The organism is Klebsiella terrigena, assembly GCF_012029655.1.
GTDB lineage: Bacteria > Pseudomonadota > Gammaproteobacteria > Enterobacterales > Enterobacteriaceae > Klebsiella > Klebsiella terrigena.
Window position 1 is genome coordinate 2900946 of record NZ_CP050508.1, and the last position, 24002, is coordinate 2924947.

The window sequence follows — 24002 nt, forward strand, 5'->3', positions numbered from 1 at the left end:
ATCTTTCCTCTTAGCGCAGCTTAGGGTTGAGGGCGTTGAGCAGCCAGTCGCCCAGCACGTTAAACGCCAGCGAAAGAACGACCAACAGCGTGGCCGGGAACAGCACAATCCACCACTGCCCGGAAAAGAGATACTGGTTGCCTTCATTGATGAGCGTCCCCAGCGACGGCTGGTCCGGCGGCATACCGACGCCGAGGAAGGACATCGTGGCTTCGGTGAGAATGGCGACGCCGAGGTGCAGAGTCGCCATCACCAGCACCGGGCGCATCACGTTAGGCACAATGTGCGCCAGCATGATGTGCAAGTGGCTACCGCCGCTGATTTGCGAAGCCATGACGTATTCCCGGCCCTTTTCCAGCAGCGTAAGGCTGCGCACCGTGCGGGCGTACTGCATCCAGCCCGTCAGGGCAATGGCGCCAATCAGAATAGCCGGCGCAAAATGGCCGATATACTCTTTCGGAATGGCGACGCGCGCGACGCCGCTGACCAGCAAGGTAAACATAATGGTGGGGATGCTGAGCATGGCGTCGGCAAAACGCATAATGAGCGTATCCACCACGCCGCCGAAATAACCGCTCAGTACCCCTAACGCCACGCCAAGAGCGACGGACGCCAGGACGCTCAGGCCGCCGATAATCAGCGAGATATTCAGGCCATAGAGCATCAGGGAGAGAATATCTCGCCCCTGAACATCGGTGCCCAGCCAAAAGCGCGGGTCGCCGCCCGTCATCCACGCGGGGGGTAATTCGGAATCCATTAAATCAAAACCAGCGGTATCGAAAACATTATGCGGCGCGATCCAGTGGCTGAATAAAGAACAGAGTAGAATCAGCGCACAGCAGGTAAAAGCGACCACGGCACTTTTACTTTGCCAGAATAACCATAAAAAATCGCTATCAAGAAATGTGCGCCAGCGCGCCACAATGCGGGTGACAAAATTTTGCCCGGCCGCCGTATCTGAATAATGACGAGGTTGCATCACAACTCCTTATTGCGCACGCATACGTGGGTCGATCAGGTAATACAGCAGATCGACGATGGTATTAATCACAATAAATATCAGGGCGATAAATAACAGATATCCGGATAGCACCGGGACATCAACATAGTTAATGGACTGAATTAACAGCAGCCCCATCCCCGGCCATTGAAAGACGGTCTCAATAACAATCGCGAATGCGATTAGCCCGCCAATTTGCAAACCAATCACCGTGACCACCGGCAATAATGCGTTGCGCAGCGCATGGCGAAACCAGATGCGATAATTCTCGATGCCGCGGGCGCGGGCAAATTTAATATAATCAGCCTTCATCACTTCCAGCATTTCCGTGCGCACCAGGCGCATAATGATGGTTATCATCGACAGAGCCAGCGAAAGCGCCGGAAGTACGATGGAACGCCAGCCGGATGCAGTAAGCAAACCGCTCGACCAGAAACCAATCTTGACGGTTTCGCCGCGGCCGCTGGAGGGGAACCATCCCAGCCATACCGAAAAGACGATAATCAGCATGATGCCGATAAGAAACCACGGCAGTGAGACGCCAATCAACGAGAGGATCTGCACACTCTCGCGCAGGATTTTATTGCGCGTGATGGCGACCCAGACCCCAAGCGGAAAGCCGACGGCCAGCGAAATCACCACCGCGACAAACACCAGTTCCAGAGTGGCAGGAAGTCGTTCCATAATCAGCTGGAATACCGACACCTGGTTGTAGTACGAGATGCCGAAATTACCGTGCAGCAAACGGGTAATGTAATGTAAAAACTGGATAAACACCGGGTCATTTAATCCCAGGCTTACGCGCAGCTGCATTCTTTCCACTTCTGTGGCGCTTTCCGGCAGCATATTTGCCACCGGGTCGCCAAGATACTGAAACAGAATAAAAGAAATCAGCGCCACACCGGCCAGTAACATCGCGGCCTGAAAAAGCTTGCGCAATAAAAACAGCATATTGCCTCCGGGCAACAATAAAAGCCTGCACTAATAAATGGGGACCAACGCCGCCGTATTCCCCTCGCGGGTAGCCGAAGATGTTTATCCCCAATAATAACCTGGCAGCAGACAATTAATTATGGTGTAACGCTACCGTACCAAAGCCGCTGTACGTTATCTGGCGTCTGCTTTAATTGTAGGTTTTTACTCATGGCCCACACCACCGGTTCGAAATGCATCGGTAAGAACGGCAAATCTTTATTGGCAAGCGCCACCGCCTGGCTGAGTAAAGCAATACGCCTGGTATTATCGAGTTCACCGACCGATTGGTCGATAAGCTTATCGGCGTCTTTATTGCTGTAGCGCGGAATATTAAAGGTGCCTAAGTTTTTACCGTCGTTGGTATGGAGCAGCTGTACCGCGACGCTGTAGGGATCCATAATCGGCAGGTTCGCCCATCCCAGCACGCCGACGTCGGTGCGACCGTTGACCAGAATCGGGTCATAGACGCTGGCCGGATGCACGTTGAGGTTGGTTTTCACGCCAATTTTTGCCCAGAAGCTTTGTACGGCCTGGCACCATTGGGCCGCATTGATATAGGTTCCTTCCGGGCAATCAAAGGCCAGATTGAAGCCGTTCGGGTAGCCTGCTTCAGCCAGCAACGCCTTCGCTTTTTGCGGATCGTACTGGATATCCGGGCTGCTGGCCGCGCTGTATCCGGGGATCTCCGGCGCCAGATAGTTATTGGTTGGCTTCGTCAGGCCGCGCATCACCTTCTGAGTAATCGCCTCGCGGTTGATCGCCATCAGCAGCGCCTGGCGCACGCGCAAATCTTTCAGCGGATTCCCGGCCTTTTCATTTTTAGCGTTAAGATTATCGCGCATATTCAGGCTTAAATAATCCACCCGCAGCGAGGGGCTGATCTGCATATTGATCCTCGGATTACTCTGCAGGCGCGGAATATCCTGTAGCGGCACCGAGGTCACCAGATCGTATTCCCCCGCCAGCAGCCCTGACAAGCGTGTGGCATCAGATGTCACCGGTTTAAATACAATCTTATCGATGTTGCCGCCATGGGCCGCATTCCACCAGTTGGGGTTGCGCACCAGCACCATCTGGGTGTCGCGCTGGCGGCTTTGCAGAATAAACGGCCCGGTTCCGTTAGTGTTGTTGGTGGCGTAACCTTCCGTTCCCTGGCTGATATCGGTGGGTTTAAGGGCGTTGTGTTCCGTCAGCCACTCCTTATCCATTATCATCACGCCGGTCAGCTCATTTAGCGCGATACCTGTTTTCTTAACCAGATGAATATCGACAGTATATTTGTCTACCGCAACAGCGTCCTTGATTGTCGATGCATTAGCACGGATACCCGAGGCCGGATCGGTCACGCGGGCGATTGAAGCCACCACATCGTCGGCGGTGAAGTCGTTGCCGTTATGAAATTTGACGCCTTCCCGCAGCTTAAAACGTAGCGTCGTATCGTCAGTTTGTTGCCAGCTGGTCGCCAGCCAGGGCTGAATTTTAAGATTGTCATCACGCTGTACCAGCGCTTCATAAATATGATTCTGGAAAGTTAATGCCTTCGTCGAGGCATAGGCATCCGGATCCAGCGTAGGAATATCAGCGTCCGTCGCCCAGCGAACCACATTTTCTGCACTAGCCTGCTGACACACCAGCCCGAGCACACTTCCCACAAGGAGCGATAGCACTAATTTTTTCATCATTCACCACTCAGATTATTTGCTAGTAACATTGCTAGCAATTGCAATAACGATGCCAGGTTGTCTATTTTTGATTCAATTCAGGATCAAGGATCCATTCGGCGCTGTCGTTCCAGACGTCCATCATCGTTATCTCCCCTCCCTGCACTTCATAGCGGTCGAGATAGCGGTTTCCTGCAAACTCACGCCCGTCAGGCCAGCTGCCATAGAGCGTGCCGGTGCAATAGATCACCGTATGATTGTCGCCTTTTGCCATCCATTCGAAGTCTCCGGGCTGCTTCTTGACCCAACGATAGCGGTCGGCATTAAACGCCGTTACCTCGTGGACGCGGGCCATACGCCGCTTACCGGTAAAGGTTATCTGGACGTTTTCCGCCATCAGCGCGGCGGCGCGGTCAGGATCCGGCGCCATTGATGCCTCCAGGAAGTCTTTAACTATCGATACGGCCTGTTCATGTACGGTTGTCATCTTGTTTATCCTCGAGTAAGTGCACTGCTTAGGTTCAATAAATGTGTTTACGGTGCAGACCCTGCTTCTTTATGAGGCCTGGGACAGATAGCGCGCGGCGATTTCCCCCGGCGTGGTAAGCCAGACGTCATCACACTGTGCGACCAGCCGCGCAAGGGTCTGCTTAAGGTGATAAAAGCGAAAAGGCTGGCCGACGATATAAGGGTGCAGCGCAATGCCCATCACCTGCGGCTGCTGGCGGCTACGTTGAGAGAGTTCACTGAATTGATCTTCGATCATCCTGCAGAAGGTCTCGATCGAGACGCCATTGGGAATGATGGTCGGGATATCGTTGATTTCCTGCGGATAAGGTACCGACAGCAGTGTACCGCTGGCGGTTTGCATCGGGGTCGGCAGGTCGTCATGCGCCCAGTTCAGGTTATAGCGGAACCCCTGCCGGTGCAGAAAATCGGGCGTTTGCTGGCTTTCTGAAATCCACGGCGAAAGCCAGCCGGCAACCGGTTTACCCTGGAGTTCACTTAGCCGCTGCTGGCAGTAGCCAATCAGGCGCTCTTCATCCGCCGGGGCGAGAGCGCCCTGTCGTTGTGAGTTCGTGTGGCCATGAGCAATCAGTTCGCTTCCAGGGATTGAAAGCCAGCGTTCAAGCAGGTCCGGACAGTAATCCAGAATCGAGGTATTGCAGATCACCGCCGGCGGAATGGCCAATTCGGCAAACAGGTCAGCCAGATACCAGGCCCCGACCCGGTTGCCATAATCACGCCAGCTGTAGTTAAGAATATCGAGTGGGTTTGCCACCTGAGAGAGCTTCGCTCCCTCCGAACAGCCAAAAGCAAAATGTTCCAGATTGATGGCCACATACAGTGCCAGCCGCTTCCCTTCCGGCCAGGAGATAGCCGGAGTCGCGGCAGGGGAACGCCAGGGGAAACGTTGGTGATCCTTTAATTCCCAGATAATTTCAGGTGTTGACATTGTAACTCCTCTTGTCCCGGTTCGGGACTCCTGACAGACAAGAGCAACTTTCGTACCAAACTAGCATCATTGCTAGCAATAAAGGCGTTCAATAGTGCTTCAGGGAACTCGCTCAGGCTGTATTGCTCGCGACCAATTTCTGTTATGGAAGCTTAAGGAACAACGTCCGCTCCTGAGATGGCGAAGCCAGAAAGCTATAGTGGATATACAACCGTCCCGTTTGTGTCCGGACGTATCACTCGACAGCCCTTTGTCTTACTACCTTGCGTATCGCCCAGGCGGTGACGGCCTGGCGAAAATGGGTTACTTCCGCGAGTGGGTGAGCGGGCAAGCCGGGAAATTTAATAATGCGCCAAAAGAGGCTCAGTAAACCGCGCCGCTGCCAATAAGTCATGCTGTTCAAGGGCCTGATTTTCGCCATGCCCATCACATTATAAATAGAACTCATATCCGCGGCCGGTTTTTTGAACCAGACACTTGCGCATGCCTGCCTTAGATAGCCAGCACAATGGGACATTCGATTCCCCTCTCCTTTTCTATCGTGCCCGCCCCTGGGCTGCATTGCGTAACCGCATCACGTTCGTTCGCACAGCCAGTCGTGCACGATAACCATGGAGTGTCTATAACATCAGGACTTTCCTCACCGGAAAGAGATCGGCCCATTGTTGCTTATAGCCCCAGCCCTTTCCATTCCGGCCAATCGAGAAGTACAGCGTCTTATTATCTCGCCGGCACCGCTCCTGCGCCGCCAGGATATTTGTCCACATCACCAGGCTCCCCGGACTGAACGAGGATAGCTGCGGATCGAATCCGCCGTTCGGCACGTCCACATACAGAAAGCTACGGCTGTCCGCGCAGAGCATCAGATCGAGGGCACACGGCGCCCCGTGAAAGAAGAGCGCATTCCCGGAGACCATCTGAGGCAGCGCGCTAAACAGCGCTTCAATCCTGAATTTGTCATAGCACCTGACGGAATCCACAAACCGGGATCTGAACAGCGCGACGTAGAGGTCCGCAATCTCGCCGGCGGACATCTCAGCCAGGGGCCGGATTTCCCCGCCTGCAGTGATAAAGCGTTTCAGTTCACCATTTCGCTTCCGGGTCGTTTTCGTCGAAAACGTCTCTTTAATTCGGTACACCTCAGGCGCCTGGCCAAAGGCCGGAATGGAATTGCGCACGCACCCCCGCAGGACCGACGACAGTCGGTTGGTTTTCGTCGGGAGAATCACCTTCTGATCGGGGGCCGCGGGCAGAATGATTTCGTCATAGGATACGGGATAATCCTGCCAGACGTTCAGACCGGGATATTTTTTATCCGTCACGAAATACGCGGCGGTGATATCCCCGTTATGTTCGGTATGCCAGAAATCGAATGTTAATTTTTTTTCATCCATAAAAAAGCGCACAACGTCCGGGTGCATATTCACGCTGCCTCCGTACTTCAGGTATGTTTCCTGATAGAGGTCAAAATCCGAAGGTACCCATCCGCACAGCGCATGCTTTAATGTCATGTTTAATCACCCTGTATTCCGAGGTAAATACCGCTATTGTTAGCAGAAATAATCAGATGGCATCCGGTCCGTCTTAATATGCGCCGTCCGGGGCGATAAACGCGACGCAAACCGGCATTTCCGGCACCGACTGCGGGCAGTGAAACCAGAACGCTAATTCGGCAATATGGCGTTTGCGTCTTTATACCGATCGCGGCTGGCTTTATTATGCTGGTGGGGCGTTTCGTCACCTGGCCATAGGCCCACGCTTCACGGATAAGGTCAGTGCTGCAAATAAACCATGACGTAGACCGCTTTAGAAGGACGCCCCGGATAATAGGGTCACGCTCTCTTTGCTGAGCGAGCGCGGTAGCGAATCCAGGACGCCTTCTTTATTCAAGGCTAATTCAATTTATTTTTATAGATCTGAACCAGCTCAGTTATCATTTCGCGACACAGGATAGATGTCATCAGATGATCTTGCGCATGTACCATCACAAGCGTCATCGTCGTTTTCCCCATCCCTTCGTCTTCTTCTATCAGCTTAGTCTGTATGGCATGCGCTTCTTTACCCGCTTCAGCGGCCATCTCAAGTAATTTGCCGGCATGATCAAAATCACCCGCTTTCGCATGATTTAATGCTTCATAGCACAAACTTCTGGAATGGCCGGCATTAACAATAATACCCATAACGACTTCTTCGGTATCTAACATACTATCCTCATCAAAATCCATTATTCACGGAAACTTCTGCAAACCATTCACCGCTCTGTTTCACGGTGCGAACTTGAGAATCCAGGTCCAGGCTAATGAAACCATATCGGTTTTTGTAAGCATTCATCCACGACCAGTTGTCAATAAAGGTCCATAAATGATACCCCTGGCATTGAGACCCTTCGCTAATAGCACGGTGCACCCACTTCAGATGCTCCCGAATAAAATCAATTCGGTAATGATCTTTTACCTGCCCGTCATCAGCAATAAACCGGGTCTCATTCTCAACACCCATGCCATTTTCAGAAATATAGCAAGGGATGTTTCCATAGTTATCGCGCAGGTTGATTAAGATATCGTAAATACCCTCTTCATAAATTTCCCAGCCACGATATACGTTCATTTTACGGCCAGGCATTTCATAGTTTTCAAAAAACCAATCGGGCATGAACGGTGAATCAGGATTGATCATCGTTGCTCTGGCTTTGACTCTCCGCGGTTGGTAATAGTTGACGCCGAGGAAGTCAACCTTACCCTGCTGGATGATTTCCAGGTCTTCACTTTCGTATTCTGGCAGCTGATCGTAGGTCTTTAAAATCTCTATCAATTCGACCGGATAGATACCATTTATTGCTGGCTCCAGGAATGAACGGTTGAAGAACAGGTCAGCAATAAACGATGCTTTCAAATCCTCTTCATTATTAGACCGTGGGTATGAAGGCGTCAGGTTAAGCACTATGCCAATTTTACCGGACAGCCCCATGCCTTTATACGCTCTTACCGCTTTACTGTGTGCCAGCATGATATGAAACGCAACTTGCGCCGCGCTGCGGAAATTTACATTATTCGGGTAGTGGAAGTCGTATAAATATCCCCCTTCCACAACGACAACCGGCTCATTAAAGGTCACCCAGTGCTTAACTCTATCACCAAACAGTTCAAAACAAACTTTGGCGTAGGTTTCATAGGCTGCAACCGTTTCCCTGCTTTGCCATCCTCCGCGCTCCTGCCAGTATAGCGGCATGTCGAAATGGAAAAGCCCGAAAATCGGTTCAATGCCATTCTCGATTAAATCATCGATGACATTATTATAAAATTCGACGGCTTCCCGGTTGATTTTTTCGCCATCCGGCATTAATCGGGCCCAGGAGATAGATGTCCGGAAACTGTTATGTCCAATACGCTTCATCAACAGAATATCTTGATGATAATTCTTATAAAACGTGGATGTTTCAGCCGGTCCAATTTGCTCATGAAATCTGTTCGGCTCAAGATTATACCAATGATCCCATATGTTTTTTGCTTTTCCATCGCCATCAACCGAACCTTCTGATTGCGTCGCAGATGAAGCGCTCCCCCACCAAAACCCATCCGGGAATTTATATTCCATACATCACCTCATGACTTAAAATATTTAAAATTAACGTATTAAACTTTTTCTGACTTTAATTCAAAACTTTTTTCATTTTTACTTTCAACGTTTGAATTATCGGCTGCCAGCAATGTTTTCTCGTATGCTTTGACGAACGGGTAATACATTAACGCGGCGATAGCCATACAGATAAAGCACAGTATTACCGGAGCAATAGCCCAGTTAGTCGCCCATGATGCGCCAATAGGTGCGGGAGTCGTCCATGCGGTCATCATAACCACTTTCTCTACCAGCCCCAGATCGATGGCATACCATGCAAGAATGGCGTTAATCACAGGGATAAACACAAACGGAATGAACAAAATCGGGTTCATGATGATCGGCGCGCCGAACAATATCGGTTCGTTGATGTTGAAAAGACCGGGTACAAAGCCCATACGGCCGATAGTCCGAAGATGAGCAGCCCTGCTTCTGATCAGCAGAATTGCCAATGGTAAGGTTGAACCCACTCCTCCAATAAACAGGAAATGATCCCAGAAGCCTTGTACAAAAGTATGCGGGATCGCTTCTCCTGCTGCCAATGCGGCCTGGTTAGACGCAAGGTTCGCCATCCAGAAAGGGTTCATGATCCCGGTAACAATCATCGTCCCATGTATACCCGCGAACCACAGGATTTGGCACAACAGCACGGCCAGAATCACTGCTAAAAGGCTATCCGATGCCGCGACTAAGGGCTTAAGCATCGCCATAATAGCTTCAGGTAAAATCATACCTGTAGCATGCTCAATGAAAAGATTCAGAGGATGTAAGGTAATCATAATAACAATGACCGGGATCAGCACCTCAAACGACCGGGAAACACCAGGCGGCACCTGCTCCGGTAATTTAATTGTGATATTCCGTTTTTTCAGCCAACGATAGACTTCTGTCGCGTATATTGAACAAAGCAACGCGGTGAAGATACCTTGACCAGAAAAATACTGCATTGACAGGGCGCCGTTCTTAAGGTCGGCAGCAACCAGCATAAACGACATCAGCGAAAGAAGACCCGTTGTTATAGGATCTAAAGAGTATTGTTTTCCTAAACTTGCCCCTACCCCGACTGAAATAAATATGGTCATTAACCCCATACTCATATTAAACGGTAACATCAACTGTTCGCGATAGTTTGCAGAAAAATTCAGCCAGGCTTTCGCAAATTGAAAAGTGGTATTACTTGATATTGGCGGAAAGATAAAAACAAGCATAAAGCTGCCAACAATCATAAACGGCAGCGCGGCGATGAATCCATCACGTATTGCCAGGACATATCGTTGCTGAGCAATAACACCGGCCATCGGCGCAAGCCGTTTTTCAATGATGCCAACCAAAAAATTATAAAATGAGTTCATCTGCTGTTTCACCCTACTGTCATTTAGCCAGTTCTAATGCAATATCCAGAACCCGATCTCCGCGCAGCATCCCATAGTCCAGCATCTCGATAGGTTGGACTTTAATTCCATAAACGGACGCTTTAGACGATAAATTATTCTGCATATACTTAATTTGCGGTCCAAGCAGCACGACATGGTAGTTGGGCATATTTTCATCAAACTCAGCCACGCCAAAAGCCTTGATTTCAACATCCAGGTTCTTCGCTTCTGCGGCTGCTTCCATTTTTTTAACCAGCAGGCTTGTAGACATACCTGCGGAGCAACAAAGCATGATCTTTTTCATTTTTAAATCTCCATATTGATAGTTCGAAGCAATATAAATCCATATCATTTTTTAGGAAATCGATTTCAAGTATAAATGCCGTAATCGTGACAGCGATCACTATCCTGATTATAAAAAACAATAAATATCAATATGTTATAAAAAACACATTCAAATTTTCTCTTCATCACCATTTTCACCACGGTACGATACCGGTATCAAACACAATCTTTACCGCAGTCGTCACCGATGTAACCCACTGCGCCAGCCCGCCGTTCAGCGAAAACCTGCGGAAGTGCCGGTGCAGCTATCCGCTCTGCCTGCCGCTATGCCGCATGAAATCTCACGCTGCCATACCCTGACTGCCCGGTTGCCTTAGAGGCAAAACCGCCAAGGTTTGAGCGCTACAGCTTAAGGAGTGAATGACTACAACCCAGACCATTATGAAACCGATATCTAAAAATAATCAGGGGAATTTTAATTTTATGGAATGATGAACTTGTTGCATTTTTAATAAAATATTTATTAAATTCAATGAATTATCAAATATTAACAAATGTGACGAATCGCACACTTCATGACAAAAGGTTAAAATTCAGTTGATCATGAAACCGATTTCTTGGAGATTAAATGCCAGTCGATGTCTAATGCTGATTTAAGGCTGCCTAAACGCCTTAAACGGGATCTAAGATGACACAAGCGAAACGGGGTCAGGCGAATGCCCCTCTTATCTCATTGTGACTTTTTAATTATGCAAAACTTCGATGGGGATATGGCTCAGGAAATTAATTGATACCGGGATATCTTTGATACGCCAAAAGTGTAAATCAGCAGCGATCTCAGCGCCTGAAAACGAACGCTGTCGCAGCGTATTTAAATTCCCCATTCATCTGGCATTAGTTTGCAGGTTGAGATTAGACAACGCGAGTTGAATTGATATAGAACAGTTATCGCTATCACAGCGCTGATGATTGGTAAAAGAACAATCATTATTTTGTTCACTATTAAGCTATTAACCCAAACGGTTGATCTCATCATTGATCAGCTGCGCCGCGACTTTCATTTTATTTCATGAAGCAAGGGGCGAACTGAATGCTAACAAAAAAACAAAAGTAAGGGATTAATCACCCATTGCTTTAATAGCACTACCCTCTGGATTAAAACTTTTTACTTAAAGACTCTTAACTTATCAATACACTTTGAAAAGGGATTATTATGAAAAAGAACTACCTCGCACGTTCAATTATGCTCTGCTGCGGAATGTTACTTTCCTCACAGGTAACGGCGAGTGAAACCATTGGTTTTCACGGCTATATAAGAGCCGGGTCCCTTTTTGATGCCAGAGATAACTTTAGCAAAGCGGGTTATGCGGATGAGATTGATAAAAACATGGGCCGTCTGGGGGCTGAAGTTGACAATAGCTGGGAAGGTCGGCTGAATAAATTATGGAATTTAAATGACGGTAAATCTGTCGATATTCATCTGACAATCGAGTCTAAAGGTGATGGGTTACAAACCCGTGCGGCACCGCGCGAAACAGGCATTTCAGAAAGCTACGTAGAACTCGGCGGCATTACCCCGACGGGTAAACTATGGGGTGGCCTGAGATACTACGATCGTGAAAACTATGTATTCACAACCGATTATTTCTATACCGATTACTCAGGTACCGGTATTGGGGTTAAAGACCTTGAATTGGGTGGTGGCAAATGGGATATGGCTTACATCGTCAGTAATGATGCTAACCATACTGAACGCCCGGATGGCAGTTCGGCGATCATGCACACCGTGCACTCCAGCGCAAAATATGGCGCATGGGATTTTGAGATTGCCGCTAAACAGATGCCAGATAACTCATTTATTGGTGATGACAACAAATATGCAACTAAAGGCATAGAAGGAACCGTCATCTACTCCCGGGATGATTTCTTTGCCGCCACCGGCGGTTTTTCAAAAGTCATTTTACAGGCAGGACGCGGGCTGGGTTCCGGAGATCTCCTGGGAGCGACATTAACGGATACGTCGATGTATCGTAAAAGCTCTCTGTATCAGAAAACAATGCAGGATGTAAATAACGGCTATAAACCCTATCAAACTAAGGTCCAGGAGGGCGACCAGTCCTATCGTATGTTTGTATGGGGAGGCTGGTATGGTGCTAACGTCAATATTTTACCCACCTTCACCTACCAATATAATGACTATGAAGCAGGCCACCATGACTCATGGTATGCAGCATCATTACGCTCAGTTTTCCCGTTTAATGAGTTCTTCTCAATACAGACAGAAGTCGGCTACGTCGATAACGATCTTGTCGTGAATAACATGGACCAGGGCAGCCGCTCCAGTAAGATTAGCTTTGTTCCGACATTTACCGTTAACACCGGAATGGGGCCATCACCGGAGATTCGACTGCTCGCGACCTATGTCGATCGTAAATACAATGTGAGCTGGATGGACAGCCGTGGCGACTTCCTCGTAGGTGTCCAGGCCGATATGTGGTGGTAATGACGCCAGGTCGATAGTAAAGCGGATCTAACGATCCGCTTTACATCAGATGCAGCGCTCAGCGCACGATCAGAATTTTATAATACGCAATCTTAAAACTTACTATCACCGGGTCTCTGTTAAGCATGAAACATAAAAAATCTTCGCTAAATCTCTCTCTGCTCCTGCTCAGCCTGATGGTTACTGGCTGTCATTCATTTGTAGCATCGACATCAGGCACGAGCGCTCATTCACTTCAGGAACAGGTGGCCATCGACCGGAATGCGCTTGCGGCAAAGGCAGCCATTGATAAGCTCAGCAATATTAAGTACACCCCTATCCAGGGTGATAGCGTCATGGCCCAGATCAATGAAAATAGCCAGGTTTTTTCTTTTAACTCAGAGAAAAGTTATGTTGCGGCCTATTCTGTCGAAGGTAAACAGGTGGGTCGGTCGGTAAAATTAGGTTCGCCACTCGATTTTAGCGTGTTCATCCCTTCCGTGATGATTTTAGATGAAAACTTTAACGTTGTTAATGTAATAAAAAGTAGCCACTTCCCCTACAGCGAGGATTCATTCGGCGCCAACCTTTACAAAGGCACATTCTCATTACCGGATGGTTATACAAAACTGTATTTGTTAATTTACACAACCGCTAAAGACGCTTCCGGAAGTACCGTTATTGACAATGAATTGTTACAAAATAGTATGCGTTACGACAGGGTTTCTGATGTTGGTAAATTTTCTAAGCTAGCCGTCCCCCATTCCACCACGGGACGTATAAAGCTTGAACTTATAAAAAGTGCTGATGACCGCTATGTTACAGAAGAGGCCCCGGTAAGGACGCCTGTATGTCTGCAAAATAGGCCCAACACTGCTGCTGGTATAAGCGCACAGGAATATTATGAGAAAATAAGAAAAGCCTTATCTTTCAAAGACTATGAACAAGCCATTCAGTATGTTCGTGAAGCTGAGTGTTCCGGATTTACAAAAGCCAGAGATGTTTTCTTTTCTGTGATTGAGGATAATGAAAGGAAAAATTTATAGTTGAGAACTCGCCATATCTATCGTAACCTTGCTCGATGGGTAACCATGATGATTCTATTGAACCATTAAATGTAATAGAGAGCCACGTGAAGAAAGCCAGGATGAAAAGCACGACAGTCTACGATATTGCTCGTGTCGCAGGTGTCTCTGCAAGTACTGTTTCTCGTATATTGACAGGATCGGCTAAAGTTGCTGAAGAGAAGCGTATTGCGGTCGAACAGGCTATAAAAGAGTTAGATTTCCGGCCCAATCTCATGGCGCAATCATTAAAGAGCGGCCAGTCAATGACGCTTGGCGTGCTGACACAGCATCTTGATAGTCCGTTTTCTAATGAAATGTTGCGTGGTGTGGAAAAAACCCTTGAAGGTACCGGCTACGTTCCTGTTGTCGTGAGCGGTCACTGGAAGTCGCAGCAAGAACTCGATCGTATGCAGTTATTGATTGACCGTCGCGTGGATGGAATAATTATATTAACGGGACACGTTAGCCAACAAAGTCTCATCGAGTTATCCCTTCAGGTCCCTATCGTAGCCGCCGGCCATGATATTAATACAGCGCAGGTTCGTTCATTTAATGTCAACAATAGCCTCGGCGGTTATATGGCGACGCAATACTTATTAGATCTTGGGCATCGAAAGATTGCGCATATTCTTGGCAAGATGGATCAAAAGGATGCGGTTGATCGTCTAAATGGCTACCGCCAGGCCCTGAGCATTGCAGGCATTGAGTATAATCCAGACCTCGTTGTACAAGGTGACTTCAGCGAAGAAGGTGGTCGCCAGGCGATTAAACATCTGGTCGCCAATAATATTGATTTCAGTGCCGTATTTTGTGCCAACGATCAAACCGCATACGGTGCGATACTCGGCCTCAAAGAGGCTGATTTAGACGTGCCTGATGATATTTCCGTGATTGGCTTCGATGACCTGCCTTTTTCAACATATAGTAACCCTCCCCTTACCACCATCAAACAGCCCATTTATGAAACCGGCGTTAAGCTGGCGCAGACGCTGCTTAGCTTAATTAATGGCGGTGATGATGAAGTAACAAACGAAAGTGAATCCCTGCTTCCTGAGCTGCAGATTGTTAACCGGAAAACCGCTCTGGAATTCAAATGATTTACCCTTTATCCGTAAGCTTTTCCGATCAATATGATTTTACGGAAAGCTCACGGATGTTTAAATTCTCTCATTAATCATCCCGATAAAAAACCCTTGCCTTTATCGTTCGGAGGGTTTTGTCTGATGACGCCGGTCTACTCTCCTGCCCGCCTGAAAAATGAATACGGCTCTTTTCCCGGTCTGCACCCATCATTCGATAATTGTTAAAGATATCAATTACTATAATAACCCTGTGCAATTATTAAATCTTTGCTGCTACAGAGGTCATGCTGTGTTTATGAAAATAGCCCCGCAATACTCAGACAGCCGATATGGCGTCAATAACGGATAATCTGAATATCGGGTTTGTTGGCCAGCCGTGAGAGACCGGATAAACGGCATTTAAGACCAGAAAAGCCGACTCGGCGCGGCTCAAGGAAATAGCGGGACTATAAACGGCGTATGGCTACCGGCGCTGCCGGCGAGAAGGTCTGAGATAGCATCCCCAGTCAACGCTCCATCGAAACGTAGTCCCGGGCGGACAAGAAAACACCAGCGGTCGGCTGACTTAAATGGCGGTGATGATGCTGACCAATAAAACGAACAGGACATCCCCCTCCTTGCCAGAGAGCGGCGAATAAGCCCCCCGGTTGCTGCCCCCACTCAGCCCATTCCATCACCCGTCGGGCTTATTGTTAGCCATAAAAAAAGGTGCGGCATATATCACAATGCCGCACCTCATATTATATCTTTAGCTTTACTTGTTCAGATAACCTTCATCGATATAGCTGGTTGTCCAGAAGAAAGGCGCATTCCAGTTAATAGTGACTTCATTCAGAGTCCATGCGCCAATTTCATCTTTCCAGCATGTTTGCCCGGTACAATGTCCTTTGAGACTGGCAGCGATAGGATCGCTGAAGCTAATCGAGTTCGGCCCACCGGACATCACGCCTGGCGGCACCAGCGGTGATGACGGATCGAGCTGCTGAGCCCAGAATCTATGGTGCGGATTCTTGAGCGGCCGGCTACCGTAACCCGACACATAGGATTGATCGAGCGGGTTGCGTCCGAGAACATAATCCATGGCGTCAGACATCGCCTGGACATATTTGCGGTCGCCGGTGAAATCATGCGCCAGCCCAAGGAAAATACTGCGGTTCATCAGGTTCGAGTTAGAACCCCATGGATACTCCACTGCAGAATAAGGAATCAGATACCCCTCAGTCTGTACGCTTTGCGCGTAGGCATTCGCAGTATTAATAATCGTCTGTTTGGCTTTTTTAACGTCTTCAGCAGGAAGATCGTTCGGCACCAGCGCCAGGGTAATTGTCCCGGCAGCAGAGACGTCCTGCCAGAAGAGATCGCCCGTCGCGTCTTTATCGCCCTTAGGGCTGGTGAGGTAGTAGCGCGAGTTTTTTATCGCATCGAGATATTCAGCTTTGCCTGTTGTGGTAAACAGTTCCGCCGCAGCCCAATAGAACTCATCATCCACTTTGGTATCATCATACGGGCCTGAACCGACAAAGTTGTCGTAGGCAAAAACGTTTGGATGCTTATTAGCCGATTTCCATGCTTTCTCTGCCGCTGCGAGGCAGCGTTTCGCATAGGCTGCGTCCGTATCTTTCCAGACGCGCGCGCATTGCGCTGCGGTCGCCGCCAGATTTAAGGTCGCTGCAGTACTCGGCTGGCTTAAATAACGCGGCTGGGGATCTTTATGTGGCGGAAGCGGCATGCCGGTCCAGGCCTCATCGGCCACTTTATGAAACGCCATCCCTGAAGCATCGATCTCTGTCAGCTTGAGCGCCTCAAGATGACCGGACTGATCGCCGACGGGTACCCACGCCTTCTTGCCATCAGGGACCTGCATTGCCAGCATAAAGTCCATCATCCAGCGCGCTTCATCCAGAAGATCGTTCTTGCGATTGTTATTTTCGGGGATTTTTACCTTACCATCGCTAAATGCGCTTTCCTTAACGTTGCGAGAGTATTTCTCGTGTTCAAAGAAATTCATTAAGGTCCATGTGGAAATACCGCCATTCACAACGTATTTACCCTGGTCCCCCGCATCGTACCAGCCACCGGTAACATCCAGCTTGTAATCACAGCCAGGCCATTTATTGCCTTTGGCGTCTGTCTTATTAAAGCACGTTACTCGTTCTGACGGATGCCCTGCCGGACGGGCAAGATCGGGCCGTTGAACGTACTGTTTCTCGATAGGAATACCGCTACGCTGCTGGTAGAAGAAAGAGAGCGCATCGTACTTCAGCTGTTGATAGAGTTTGCTGCTGATATTAAATGGGTGGCTCTTTTTATCACCTACCACCAACGTTAACTTGTCTGTTTCTTCCGTGTACTGGCTGAAATCGATAATATGCACATTTTCATTTGAGGCACGATTGATACCGAAGGGTTTAGTCTGACCCTCGGCGACTTTCGTCCCCACGCTATTGAGTAGAGTCCAGCTCAATGGCTGAGTCGAATCACTCACCATGGTTGCTCGCTTCAACGCGTGCGGCAAGTATCCGACCTGGTTTACCCTAATCGGCGCAAAGTTCGACGCGACCTTCAGCCGAGGCCCCTTCAAAGAAACGTTGCTGAGGCAAACCGTGGTCGGAGACTGAGTGCCCAGCTGAAGCTGGAACTGGGCCTTCTCGTCTGCTGATTTAGGGGTGAATTTAAAATTAAAGTCTTTTCGTGTTTCGTTTAATTCAACGTCCTGGGCGAAATAGTTCGTATATGGCGCGCCATCTTGTTGAACCAAAATTTTGGCATTAATTGGCTTCCTGGTTACCGCTGTAAAGCTAAGATTATAAGACTGGCCTTCCGCCAGAGGGATCCCGGACTGAGCAAAAATGACATCCCAGGGATTCGCTCCACCGTTAGTGAAGGTAAAGCAGCCCATATTGTCTACACGATCCAGCTTGCCTCCTGCGGCCCACCAGCCATCCGTCCCCGCGGCAAAACTCCCATTATTCACTAACTCCTCTGCCGGGCTGGCACTCTGTTGAGTGCTACTACCATCGCCGTTAATGCAACCCTGTAAAGCGAAAAGACTAGAGAAAATGAGTGAGAACTTAACTGTTCTGCGTGTGTTCATTGAAAACTCTCCGAATTAAACACCCTAAACATAATGATTCCAAAAAATAGACAACAGAAAATAGATCACCGATGAAATAGATTGATACGGCAGTCACCATCGCCTTGTGATAAATCGACCTGTTTACGCTCTAAATGTTTTGTAGCTTATCTTGAGTAGTAAATTCTTATGCGTAGCCTATTCCAAAGTAACGATCGGCGCGGTCGGTGTGACCGAAACGATAGTGACTCAATAGCGGTAAGAATAGCTGACACAGGATTTCCATCAGAAACTACATGTAATGCACCTTGGGTCATGTACGACTTCATTGCCATCATAGCCACATCACGATCCTTCTGAAATCGATTTCTAGCCAGCTGTGCGATTTTTGTGATTCCCATCTCTGTTTCGAAGATGGGCCTTGCTGCTCCTTCATCAAGATATAGATTGCAAAGGTTGTTCATGCTCTTATAGCTCACGGATACGGCATGCATAAAACATGAACACGTCACTAGCATGCGAGTGAAATCGATTTCTATAAAAACTTACTCTGGGGTTTGTGTATGAAAATCATGCTGGGGGCTAACTGTGCATTGGTGGCCTTATTGAGCGCAAATGTCGCGTTGGCATCGAATGAAGTTGCCGTTGCGCCTTACTTTTCCGACTGGCCGGCGATACATAGCGCCATTGCCAAAGATGAAGCGATTGAGAATAGAGTCAAAGAGATTCTTACAAAGATGACCCTTGATGAAAAAATTGGCCAAATGCTGCAGCCCGATTTTCGGGAAATCACCCCTGAGGAAGTGGTTCAATATAAAATTGGTTCGGTTCTTAACGGTGGCGGAGGTTGGCCTGATAACAATAAGCACTCTCTGGCCCGGAGCTGGGTCACTGAAGCAGATAAATACTGGGTCGCAACGGATAAGGCCTTTGCCGGTCGTGGTTTCAGAATTCCCTTTATGTGGGCTACCGATGCGGTTCATGGTCATAACAACGTCTACCAGGCCACTCTCTTCCCACATAATATTGGCCTGGGAGCCGCCCACGATCCGGATTTAATTTATAGAATTGGCCAGGCAACGGCTCTCGAAGTTGCCGCGACAGGTCTTGACTGGACCTTTGCTCCCACCGTCGCGGTGCCACGTGACGATCGTTGGGGACGCACCTACGAAGGTTATTCTGAGGATCCCTCCATCGTCTATGCCTATGCAAAAGAGATGGTCAGGGGCCTACAAGGTTCTGCATCTGACCTGAAGGGACAACATCACGTTATTTCTACCGTTAAGCACTTTGTTGGCGATGGCGGTACGCTGTACGGCGTTGATCGCGGTGATACTCATTATTCAGAGGATGACCTGCGTAATATTCACGCGGTCGGATATTTTTCAGGCCTGGATGCGGGCGCTCAGGCCGTAATGGCGTCGTTTAATAGCTGGAAAAACGATAAAAATTCCGCTCGGGGAATTAAGGCCGGGAGCGAGTATAACGGCAAACTGCACGGCAGCTATTATATGCTCACGCAGGTACTTAAGGACAAAATGGGTTTTGATGGCGTAGTCATATCCGACTGGAACGGCCATAGTGAAATCTCAGGTTGTAGTATGGGAGACTGCGAAGCCGCAGTGCTGGCCGGCATAGATATTTTCATGGTGACGGCAAGAAAGGACTGGATGTCATTTCGCACCAGCTTACTCGATAGTGTGAATAACAAAACCCTCCCAATCTCCAGAATTGACGACGCCGTCAGTCGCATTCTGAGAGTCAAAATGCGGGCCGGTATGTGGGACAAGCCTATGCCGTCTCAGCGCACCCTTGCAGGAAAACAGCGCATTCTTGGGAATCCTGACCACCGCGCCCTGGCAAGGGAGGCGGTACGTAAGTCCTTAGTATTGCTAAAGAACAAAAATAACATTTTGCCCCTTAGCCGAGACCTCAACGTGCTGGTTGCCGGTAGCGCCGCGAATGATATTAGCAAGCAAATTGGCGGCTGGAGCCTCACCTGGCAAGGGACGGAGAATAACCTGTCTGATTTCCCTGACGCCGTTACCGTCGCCGGCGCCATTGAGAAAACCATTGGCAAACACAACGTAATGACCCTCTCCTCAAGCCAGCTGGATCTTAAAGAACGGCCCGATGTGGCTATCGTCGCCATGGGCGAAGACTCATACGCAGAGTGGTTAGGTGATATTCCTGATAATAAGACGCTATCCTACTCCGAGCTGAAGGCTGGCTATTCCGGAGATCTCAAGTTATTAAGACAACTCAATAAAGCCGGCATCCCGACGGTTGTTATTTTGCTTTCTGGCAGACCGCTCTACGTCAACGAAGAGATCAATCTTGCCGATGCATTCGTTGCCGCCTGGTTACCAGGCACCGAAGCAGAAGGCATTACCGATGTCATCTTCCGCGACACTAACGGTACGATAAGTCATGATTTCCAGGGGGCTTTGTCGTTTTCATGGCCAGCACAGAAATGTGCGACCACAATCAACGCGGCGCCAACTAATATCGCTGGCTGGCAGCGTCCGGAATTTGAACAGAAGCCGGATAAAGCGCATGTGTTATTTAATTTTGGTTACGGATTGACCTACAACCCGCCTTCACGAACGGCGGCTAATTATCAAGATTTGGATCGCTTACCGCTCGATAAGCGTCGCCTGGGCTGCCGGGAGTTGAGCATGGAAAAATCGCCGGTGGCCACCACCCGCCTCGAGCTGTTCGGTGAAAAAGCCTCCGATGAGCATCGCTTAAGAATGGGAGATGAGAGTAACTGGACCGGTACCGAGGTATCAATAAATGGTAAATCCGCGATGCAGTATATTAGCGTACGCCCTGTCGATTATAAACGTCAGCAGGATGCGCGCGAGGTAACATTTATGGGAACCAGCGAGAGTACCGGAGCATCTATTCAACTCCAGACAACCAACGTTAAAGGCATTAATCGGAATAATTATCTCAAGGCAAACAGTAATTTAATGGTGACTTTGCGCGTTAAGAAAAACCCCGATCGTAAAATGGAAATAGGTATGCAGTGCGGTTGGCCATGCGCTTCCTCTATCGCTATCAACGAGACCTTAAATACTCTCCCGTTAAATAAATGGGTCACCCTGAGCATTCCGCTAACCTGTTTCAAAGAAAATATGGATTTTTCTAAAACTAATACACCCTTTATTCTGACGACCACGGCGAATGCCAAACTCGATTTGGGATTAATTAACTGGACTCCCGCAGGCGTTAATCCGGAGATGGATAACGTCGTTCCGGTTAATTGTGACGGAACCCGAGGTAAATCCTCGATGTAAGTCACCGTGGCAAACCCTATCCGACAGTCTCTGTATACGGCTGTCGGGTAGATAGCCTATCAGGAGCACCGGCTATCCGCTTTCCCCGTCCGCAGAGATTAATCCCGCCGTTTACCGTAAGCCACGGGCGATGCCTTCCCTTTCCCTTTAAGCCGATAAAATACCTCGTTTATTTGCCAATCCCCCGGCAAACCCCGGCGCCCGCGCGCCTGCTTTCATCCGGCTGAGGTCAGAAGGTCAATCATGGCCCGGGTTGCCGCCGATTGATGGCGGTGAGGCGCATAAATCACGGAAAAAGGCCGCGATCGTCCGCGATATTGTGGTAACACTTCGATCAGCTGACCACGCTGCATTCGTTCGCGGACGATAAATTCGTAGCTCTGGCAGATACCCATCCCCCGTTCAGCCAGCGATACCACCCCGAGTACGTCATCCGACGTTTTTATCGAAGAAGCGGGTAGCCAGTCGACATCATCCCCGCCATCACGAAACACCCAGGGCGCAAGGCGGCCGGTGCGAGGCATGACAAAGGGCAAGCAGAGGTGCCGCTGCAGCTCTTCCAGCGTCCGGGGCGTCCCCATTCGCTGTAGGTAATCGGGCGAGGCGACCAGCAGCAGCGCGGCATCCTCTAGCTTGCGCGCGACCAAACCGCTGTCTGGCAACTGACCCAGGCGAATAGCCAGATCGTAGCCCTCCGCCACCAGGTCAACATTGCGATTGGTAATGTTCAGCTCCACCTGAACCTGCGGGTACTGCCGGGCAAAGCGCGCCAGCAATGGCGGCAGGCGGTAGTGCCCGTAGGTGGTCGGCACGCTCAGCCGCACGCGGCCGGTCAGCTCTCCTTCCTGGCTCTGCGCATCGCGCCCGGCCTCATCGAGCAGGGAAAAGGCCGCGCGCGCCTGCTCCAGATACAGCCGCCCGGCCTCTGTCAGACTAACGCGGCGGGTGGTGCGCTGCAGGAGCTGTCGCCCGAGACGAACCTCCAGACGGGAGACCGAGCGACTTAACACGGAGGGGGTGGTCGACAGGGCGACGGCGCCAGCGGTAAATGAGCCGTGCTCAACGACGGCAATAAAGACTTCAACATCGCCCAGATAATCAAATTTCCGGCTCATTTTGCTCTTCCGGGAACAAATGTTTTTCAATTTCGCTAATTTATCTCCACTTTGGCGATGAGTAAAGTGACGGCAATTCATCACCGGGAGCGCAGCACTATGAGCCACGCCTTTTTCTCCGCCGTCATAAAACCTGCCCCACGGGCGTCGGTAAACTCTGGTGACCGACAGGCCAACCGGCTGTTCCCGCGCGGATGCATCAGCGACGCATGCTCGACCCTGCTGACGTCTCGATTTCCTGACTTATTCATTCAACGGAGCACATTTATGCCTAACCGTACCCGGAGTATGTCCGCCATTGCGATGGCGGCGCTGTTCTCTTTTGCCAGCGTAGCCAGCGCGGCAAATTTGGCCTCACCAGAACGCTGGCGCAGCTATGCTGGCGTAAGCTGGGATACCCCACAGGACGGGGCTATTCCGGCGGTTTTCTCCGGATCGGTTAATGCCCCCATCGCCGGTATCCATTTTGACGCGAAAGGCACGGCCTTTGTCAGCACGCCGCGCCTGGTGTCAGCCGAGGCGCCGGCCACCTTAAGCATCCTCGATACCCAATTCCAGTCGGGTCCGGCACGCCTGACCGCCTTCCCGTCTCTGCAGGGAAATGCGGTGAATTCCGCTGCCGATAAGAGCCTGCGCAACGTACTCGGCTTCTATGTCGACCGCCACAACGGCTGGCTGTGGGCGCTGGATATGGGCTTTGTCGCAGGTGAAACTGAATCGCCGGTGGGGGCCCAGAAGCTGATGATTCTGGATCTGACGTCTGGCCGCACGGTTAAAAGTATCGCCCTGGACGGCGTGGCGGACCGCAAGGCGAGCTTCCTCAACGACGTCGTCGTCGATGAGAAGCGCCGCATCGCGTACATCTCCGACAGCGGAACCCGCAGTGCTCCCAACAATCAGGTAGGTCTCATCGTCGTCGATTTCGCCACCGGCGCGGCGCGGCGGGTGCTCGATCGCCACCCGGACCTGCAGATTGAAGCGGGGGTAAAAGTTGTCTCGCACGGGGCCGATGTCTGGCCGGGTAATCCGCTGCTGATCGGTATCAACGGCATTGCGCTCTCTCCGGATGCCGGCACGCTGTACTGGACGGTGACCACCGGCACCCGGGCGCATGCGCTGCCGACGGCAGTTCTGCGTCAGAGCGGCTCAACCGATGCGCAGATTGCTGACCAGATCCAGGATATTGGCACGGTGGGAGGCAACACCGACGGTATCGTGACCGACGCCGGAGGCAATCTCTACATCACTGATGTCACCCGTAACGGCATCGTCAAATACGACCCCAGAACCCAATCAATGTCGCTGATTGCTTCCAGCGAGGGGGTACATTGGCCCGACACTCCGGCAATCCGACCTGAGGGGGACCTGATATTCACCTCAAGCAGCCTGAACGATCATTTCGCCGGAGCGGTAAAACCGGGGCATGAACGCTACGAGCTGTGGCGTTTGCGCCTGGATGCGGCTAACGACAGCAACTGAGCGGGGAATATGCCACGGAAATGCGCCGCGGCCGTTT

The 24002-nt window shown here is 50.0% G+C and carries 17 protein-coding genes; 5 read left to right on the forward strand and 12 right to left on the reverse strand.

Going from position 1 to position 24002, the window contains the following annotated elements; translation table 11 throughout:
* Positions 1 to 10: 10 nt before the first annotated feature.
* From HCK03_RS13695 to HCK03_RS13740, 10 genes are all read right to left on the reverse strand, one after another.
* Entirely contained in the window at positions 11 to 979 is a 969-nt protein-coding gene (locus HCK03_RS13695) for an ABC transporter permease (protein WP_041145517.1), read from the reverse strand.
* Positions 980 to 988: 9 nt separating this feature from the next.
* Positions 989 to 1951 (reverse strand): ABC transporter permease, encoded by a 963-nt coding sequence (locus HCK03_RS13700; protein WP_135184660.1) that lies wholly within the window; start codon positions 1949 to 1951, stop codon positions 989 to 991.
* Positions 1952 to 2070: 119 nt separating this feature from the next.
* A complete protein-coding gene (locus HCK03_RS13705) occupies positions 2071 to 3654 on the reverse strand; it encodes an ABC transporter substrate-binding protein (protein WP_041145515.1) in 1584 nt (527 codons plus the stop codon).
* 64 nt (positions 3655 to 3718) lie between these two features.
* Positions 3719 to 4123 carry a nuclear transport factor 2-like protein gene (locus tag HCK03_RS13710; RefSeq protein ID WP_167691747.1) on the reverse strand — a complete coding sequence of 135 codons (405 nt, stop codon included), beginning with the start codon at positions 4121 to 4123 and terminating at the stop codon, positions 3719 to 3721.
* A gap of 69 nt (positions 4124 to 4192) precedes the next feature.
* Entirely contained in the window at positions 4193 to 5092 is a 900-nt protein-coding gene (locus HCK03_RS13715; protein ID WP_115192769.1) for a polysaccharide deacetylase family protein, read from the reverse strand.
* 620 nt (positions 5093 to 5712) lie between these two features.
* Positions 5713 to 6513 carry a GNAT family protein gene (locus HCK03_RS13720; RefSeq protein WP_228283789.1) on the reverse strand — a complete coding sequence of 267 codons (801 nt, stop codon included), beginning with the start codon at positions 6511 to 6513 and terminating at the stop codon, positions 5713 to 5715.
* Positions 6514 to 6984: 471 nt separating this feature from the next.
* Entirely contained in the window at positions 6985 to 7296 is a 312-nt protein-coding gene (locus HCK03_RS13725) for a PTS lactose/cellobiose transporter subunit IIA (protein WP_167691748.1), read from the reverse strand.
* Positions 7297 to 7306: 10 nt separating this feature from the next.
* Complete coding sequence (locus tag HCK03_RS13730) at positions 7307 to 8686, reverse strand: glycoside hydrolase family 1 protein (protein ID WP_167691749.1); 1380 nt, start codon at positions 8684 to 8686, stop codon at positions 7307 to 7309.
* A 38-nt stretch (positions 8687 to 8724) separates the two neighbouring features.
* Positions 8725 to 10059, reverse strand: coding sequence for a PTS sugar transporter subunit IIC (locus tag HCK03_RS13735; RefSeq protein WP_167692444.1), 1335 nt, complete (start codon positions 10057 to 10059; stop codon positions 8725 to 8727).
* Positions 10060 to 10078: 19 nt separating this feature from the next.
* Positions 10079 to 10384, reverse strand: coding sequence for a PTS sugar transporter subunit IIB (locus HCK03_RS13740; RefSeq protein ID WP_041145508.1), 306 nt, complete (start codon positions 10382 to 10384; stop codon positions 10079 to 10081).
* 1194 nt (positions 10385 to 11578) lie between these two features.
* Here HCK03_RS13740 and HCK03_RS13745 point away from each other — a divergent pair.
* From HCK03_RS13745 to HCK03_RS13755, 3 genes are all read left to right on the forward strand, one after another.
* Complete coding sequence (locus HCK03_RS13745; RefSeq protein WP_123552378.1) at positions 11579 to 12868, forward strand: carbohydrate porin; 1290 nt, start codon at positions 11579 to 11581, stop codon at positions 12866 to 12868.
* A 125-nt stretch (positions 12869 to 12993) separates the two neighbouring features.
* Complete coding sequence (locus HCK03_RS13750; RefSeq protein ID WP_228283740.1) at positions 12994 to 13893, forward strand: MalM family protein; 900 nt, start codon at positions 12994 to 12996, stop codon at positions 13891 to 13893.
* A 101-nt stretch (positions 13894 to 13994) separates the two neighbouring features.
* The gene (locus tag HCK03_RS13755) at positions 13995 to 15011 is read left to right on the forward strand and encodes a LacI family DNA-binding transcriptional regulator (protein ID WP_227503239.1); all 1017 of its coding nucleotides are present in this window, start codon (positions 13995 to 13997) and stop codon (positions 15009 to 15011) included.
* Between the two features lie 739 nt (positions 15012 to 15750).
* On the opposite strand, the gene HCK03_RS13760 is transcribed toward HCK03_RS13755, so the two are convergent.
* Positions 15751 to 18090 carry a glycoside hydrolase family 9 protein gene (locus tag HCK03_RS13760; RefSeq protein WP_123552380.1) on the reverse strand — a complete coding sequence of 780 codons (2340 nt, stop codon included), beginning with the start codon at positions 18088 to 18090 and terminating at the stop codon, positions 15751 to 15753.
* A gap of 542 nt (positions 18091 to 18632) precedes the next feature.
* Between HCK03_RS13760 and HCK03_RS13765 the strand changes: the two genes are divergently transcribed.
* On the forward strand, positions 18633 to 21371 hold the full coding sequence (locus HCK03_RS13765; RefSeq protein WP_167691750.1) for a glycoside hydrolase family 3 protein: 2739 nt from the start codon (positions 18633 to 18635) through the stop codon (positions 21369 to 21371).
* A gap of 215 nt (positions 21372 to 21586) precedes the next feature.
* Here HCK03_RS13765 and HCK03_RS13770 read toward each other — a convergent pair whose 3' ends face one another.
* Entirely contained in the window at positions 21587 to 22486 is a 900-nt protein-coding gene (locus tag HCK03_RS13770) for a LysR family transcriptional regulator (RefSeq protein ID WP_167691751.1), read from the reverse strand.
* Positions 22487 to 22753: 267 nt separating this feature from the next.
* Here HCK03_RS13770 and HCK03_RS13775 point away from each other — a divergent pair, with 267 nt between their 5' ends.
* A complete protein-coding gene (locus HCK03_RS13775; protein ID WP_167691752.1) occupies positions 22754 to 23965 on the forward strand; it encodes an L-dopachrome tautomerase-related protein in 1212 nt (403 codons plus the stop codon).
* The last annotated feature ends 37 nt before the right edge of the window (positions 23966 to 24002 follow it).

Excerpts from the sequence above, each read along its gene's own strand:
- HCK03_RS13695 (WP_041145517.1), bottom strand. The coding sequence starts at position 979 with ATGCAACCTCGTCATTATTCAGATACGGCGGCCGGGCAAAATTTTGTC.
- HCK03_RS13700 (WP_135184660.1), bottom strand. The coding sequence starts at position 1,951 with ATGCTGTTTTTATTGCGCAAGCTTTTTCAGGCCGCGATGTTACTGGCC.
- HCK03_RS13705 (WP_041145515.1), bottom strand. The coding sequence starts at position 3,654 with ATGAAAAAATTAGTGCTATCGCTCCTTGTGGGAAGTGTGCTCGGGCTG.
- HCK03_RS13710 (WP_167691747.1), bottom strand. The coding sequence starts at position 4,123 with ATGACAACCGTACATGAACAGGCCGTATCGATAGTTAAAGACTTCCTG.
- HCK03_RS13715 (WP_115192769.1), bottom strand. The coding sequence starts at position 5,092 with ATGTCAACACCTGAAATTATCTGGGAATTAAAGGATCACCAACGTTTC.
- HCK03_RS13720 (WP_228283789.1), bottom strand. The coding sequence starts at position 6,513 with ATGCACCCGGACGTTGTGCGCTTTTTTATGGATGAAAAAAAATTAACA.
- HCK03_RS13725 (WP_167691748.1), bottom strand. The coding sequence starts at position 7,296 with ATGTTAGATACCGAAGAAGTCGTTATGGGTATTATTGTTAATGCCGGC.
- HCK03_RS13730 (WP_167691749.1), bottom strand. The coding sequence starts at position 8,686 with ATGGAATATAAATTCCCGGATGGGTTTTGGTGGGGGAGCGCTTCATCT.
- HCK03_RS13735 (WP_167692444.1), bottom strand. The coding sequence starts at position 10,059 with ATGAACTCATTTTATAATTTTTTGGTTGGCATCATTGAAAAACGGCTT.
- HCK03_RS13740 (WP_041145508.1), bottom strand. The coding sequence starts at position 10,384 with ATGAAAAAGATCATGCTTTGTTGCTCCGCAGGTATGTCTACAAGCCTG.
- HCK03_RS13745 (WP_123552378.1), top strand. The coding sequence starts at position 11,579 with ATGAAAAAGAACTACCTCGCACGTTCAATTATGCTCTGCTGCGGAATG.
- HCK03_RS13750 (WP_228283740.1), top strand. The coding sequence starts at position 12,994 with ATGAAACATAAAAAATCTTCGCTAAATCTCTCTCTGCTCCTGCTCAGC.
- HCK03_RS13755 (WP_227503239.1), top strand. The coding sequence starts at position 13,995 with ATGAAAAGCACGACAGTCTACGATATTGCTCGTGTCGCAGGTGTCTCT.
- HCK03_RS13760 (WP_123552380.1), bottom strand. The coding sequence starts at position 18,090 with ATGAACACACGCAGAACAGTTAAGTTCTCACTCATTTTCTCTAGTCTT.
- HCK03_RS13765 (WP_167691750.1), top strand. The coding sequence starts at position 18,633 with ATGAAAATCATGCTGGGGGCTAACTGTGCATTGGTGGCCTTATTGAGC.
- HCK03_RS13770 (WP_167691751.1), bottom strand. The coding sequence starts at position 22,486 with ATGAGCCGGAAATTTGATTATCTGGGCGATGTTGAAGTCTTTATTGCC.
- HCK03_RS13775 (WP_167691752.1), top strand. The coding sequence starts at position 22,754 with ATGCCTAACCGTACCCGGAGTATGTCCGCCATTGCGATGGCGGCGCTG.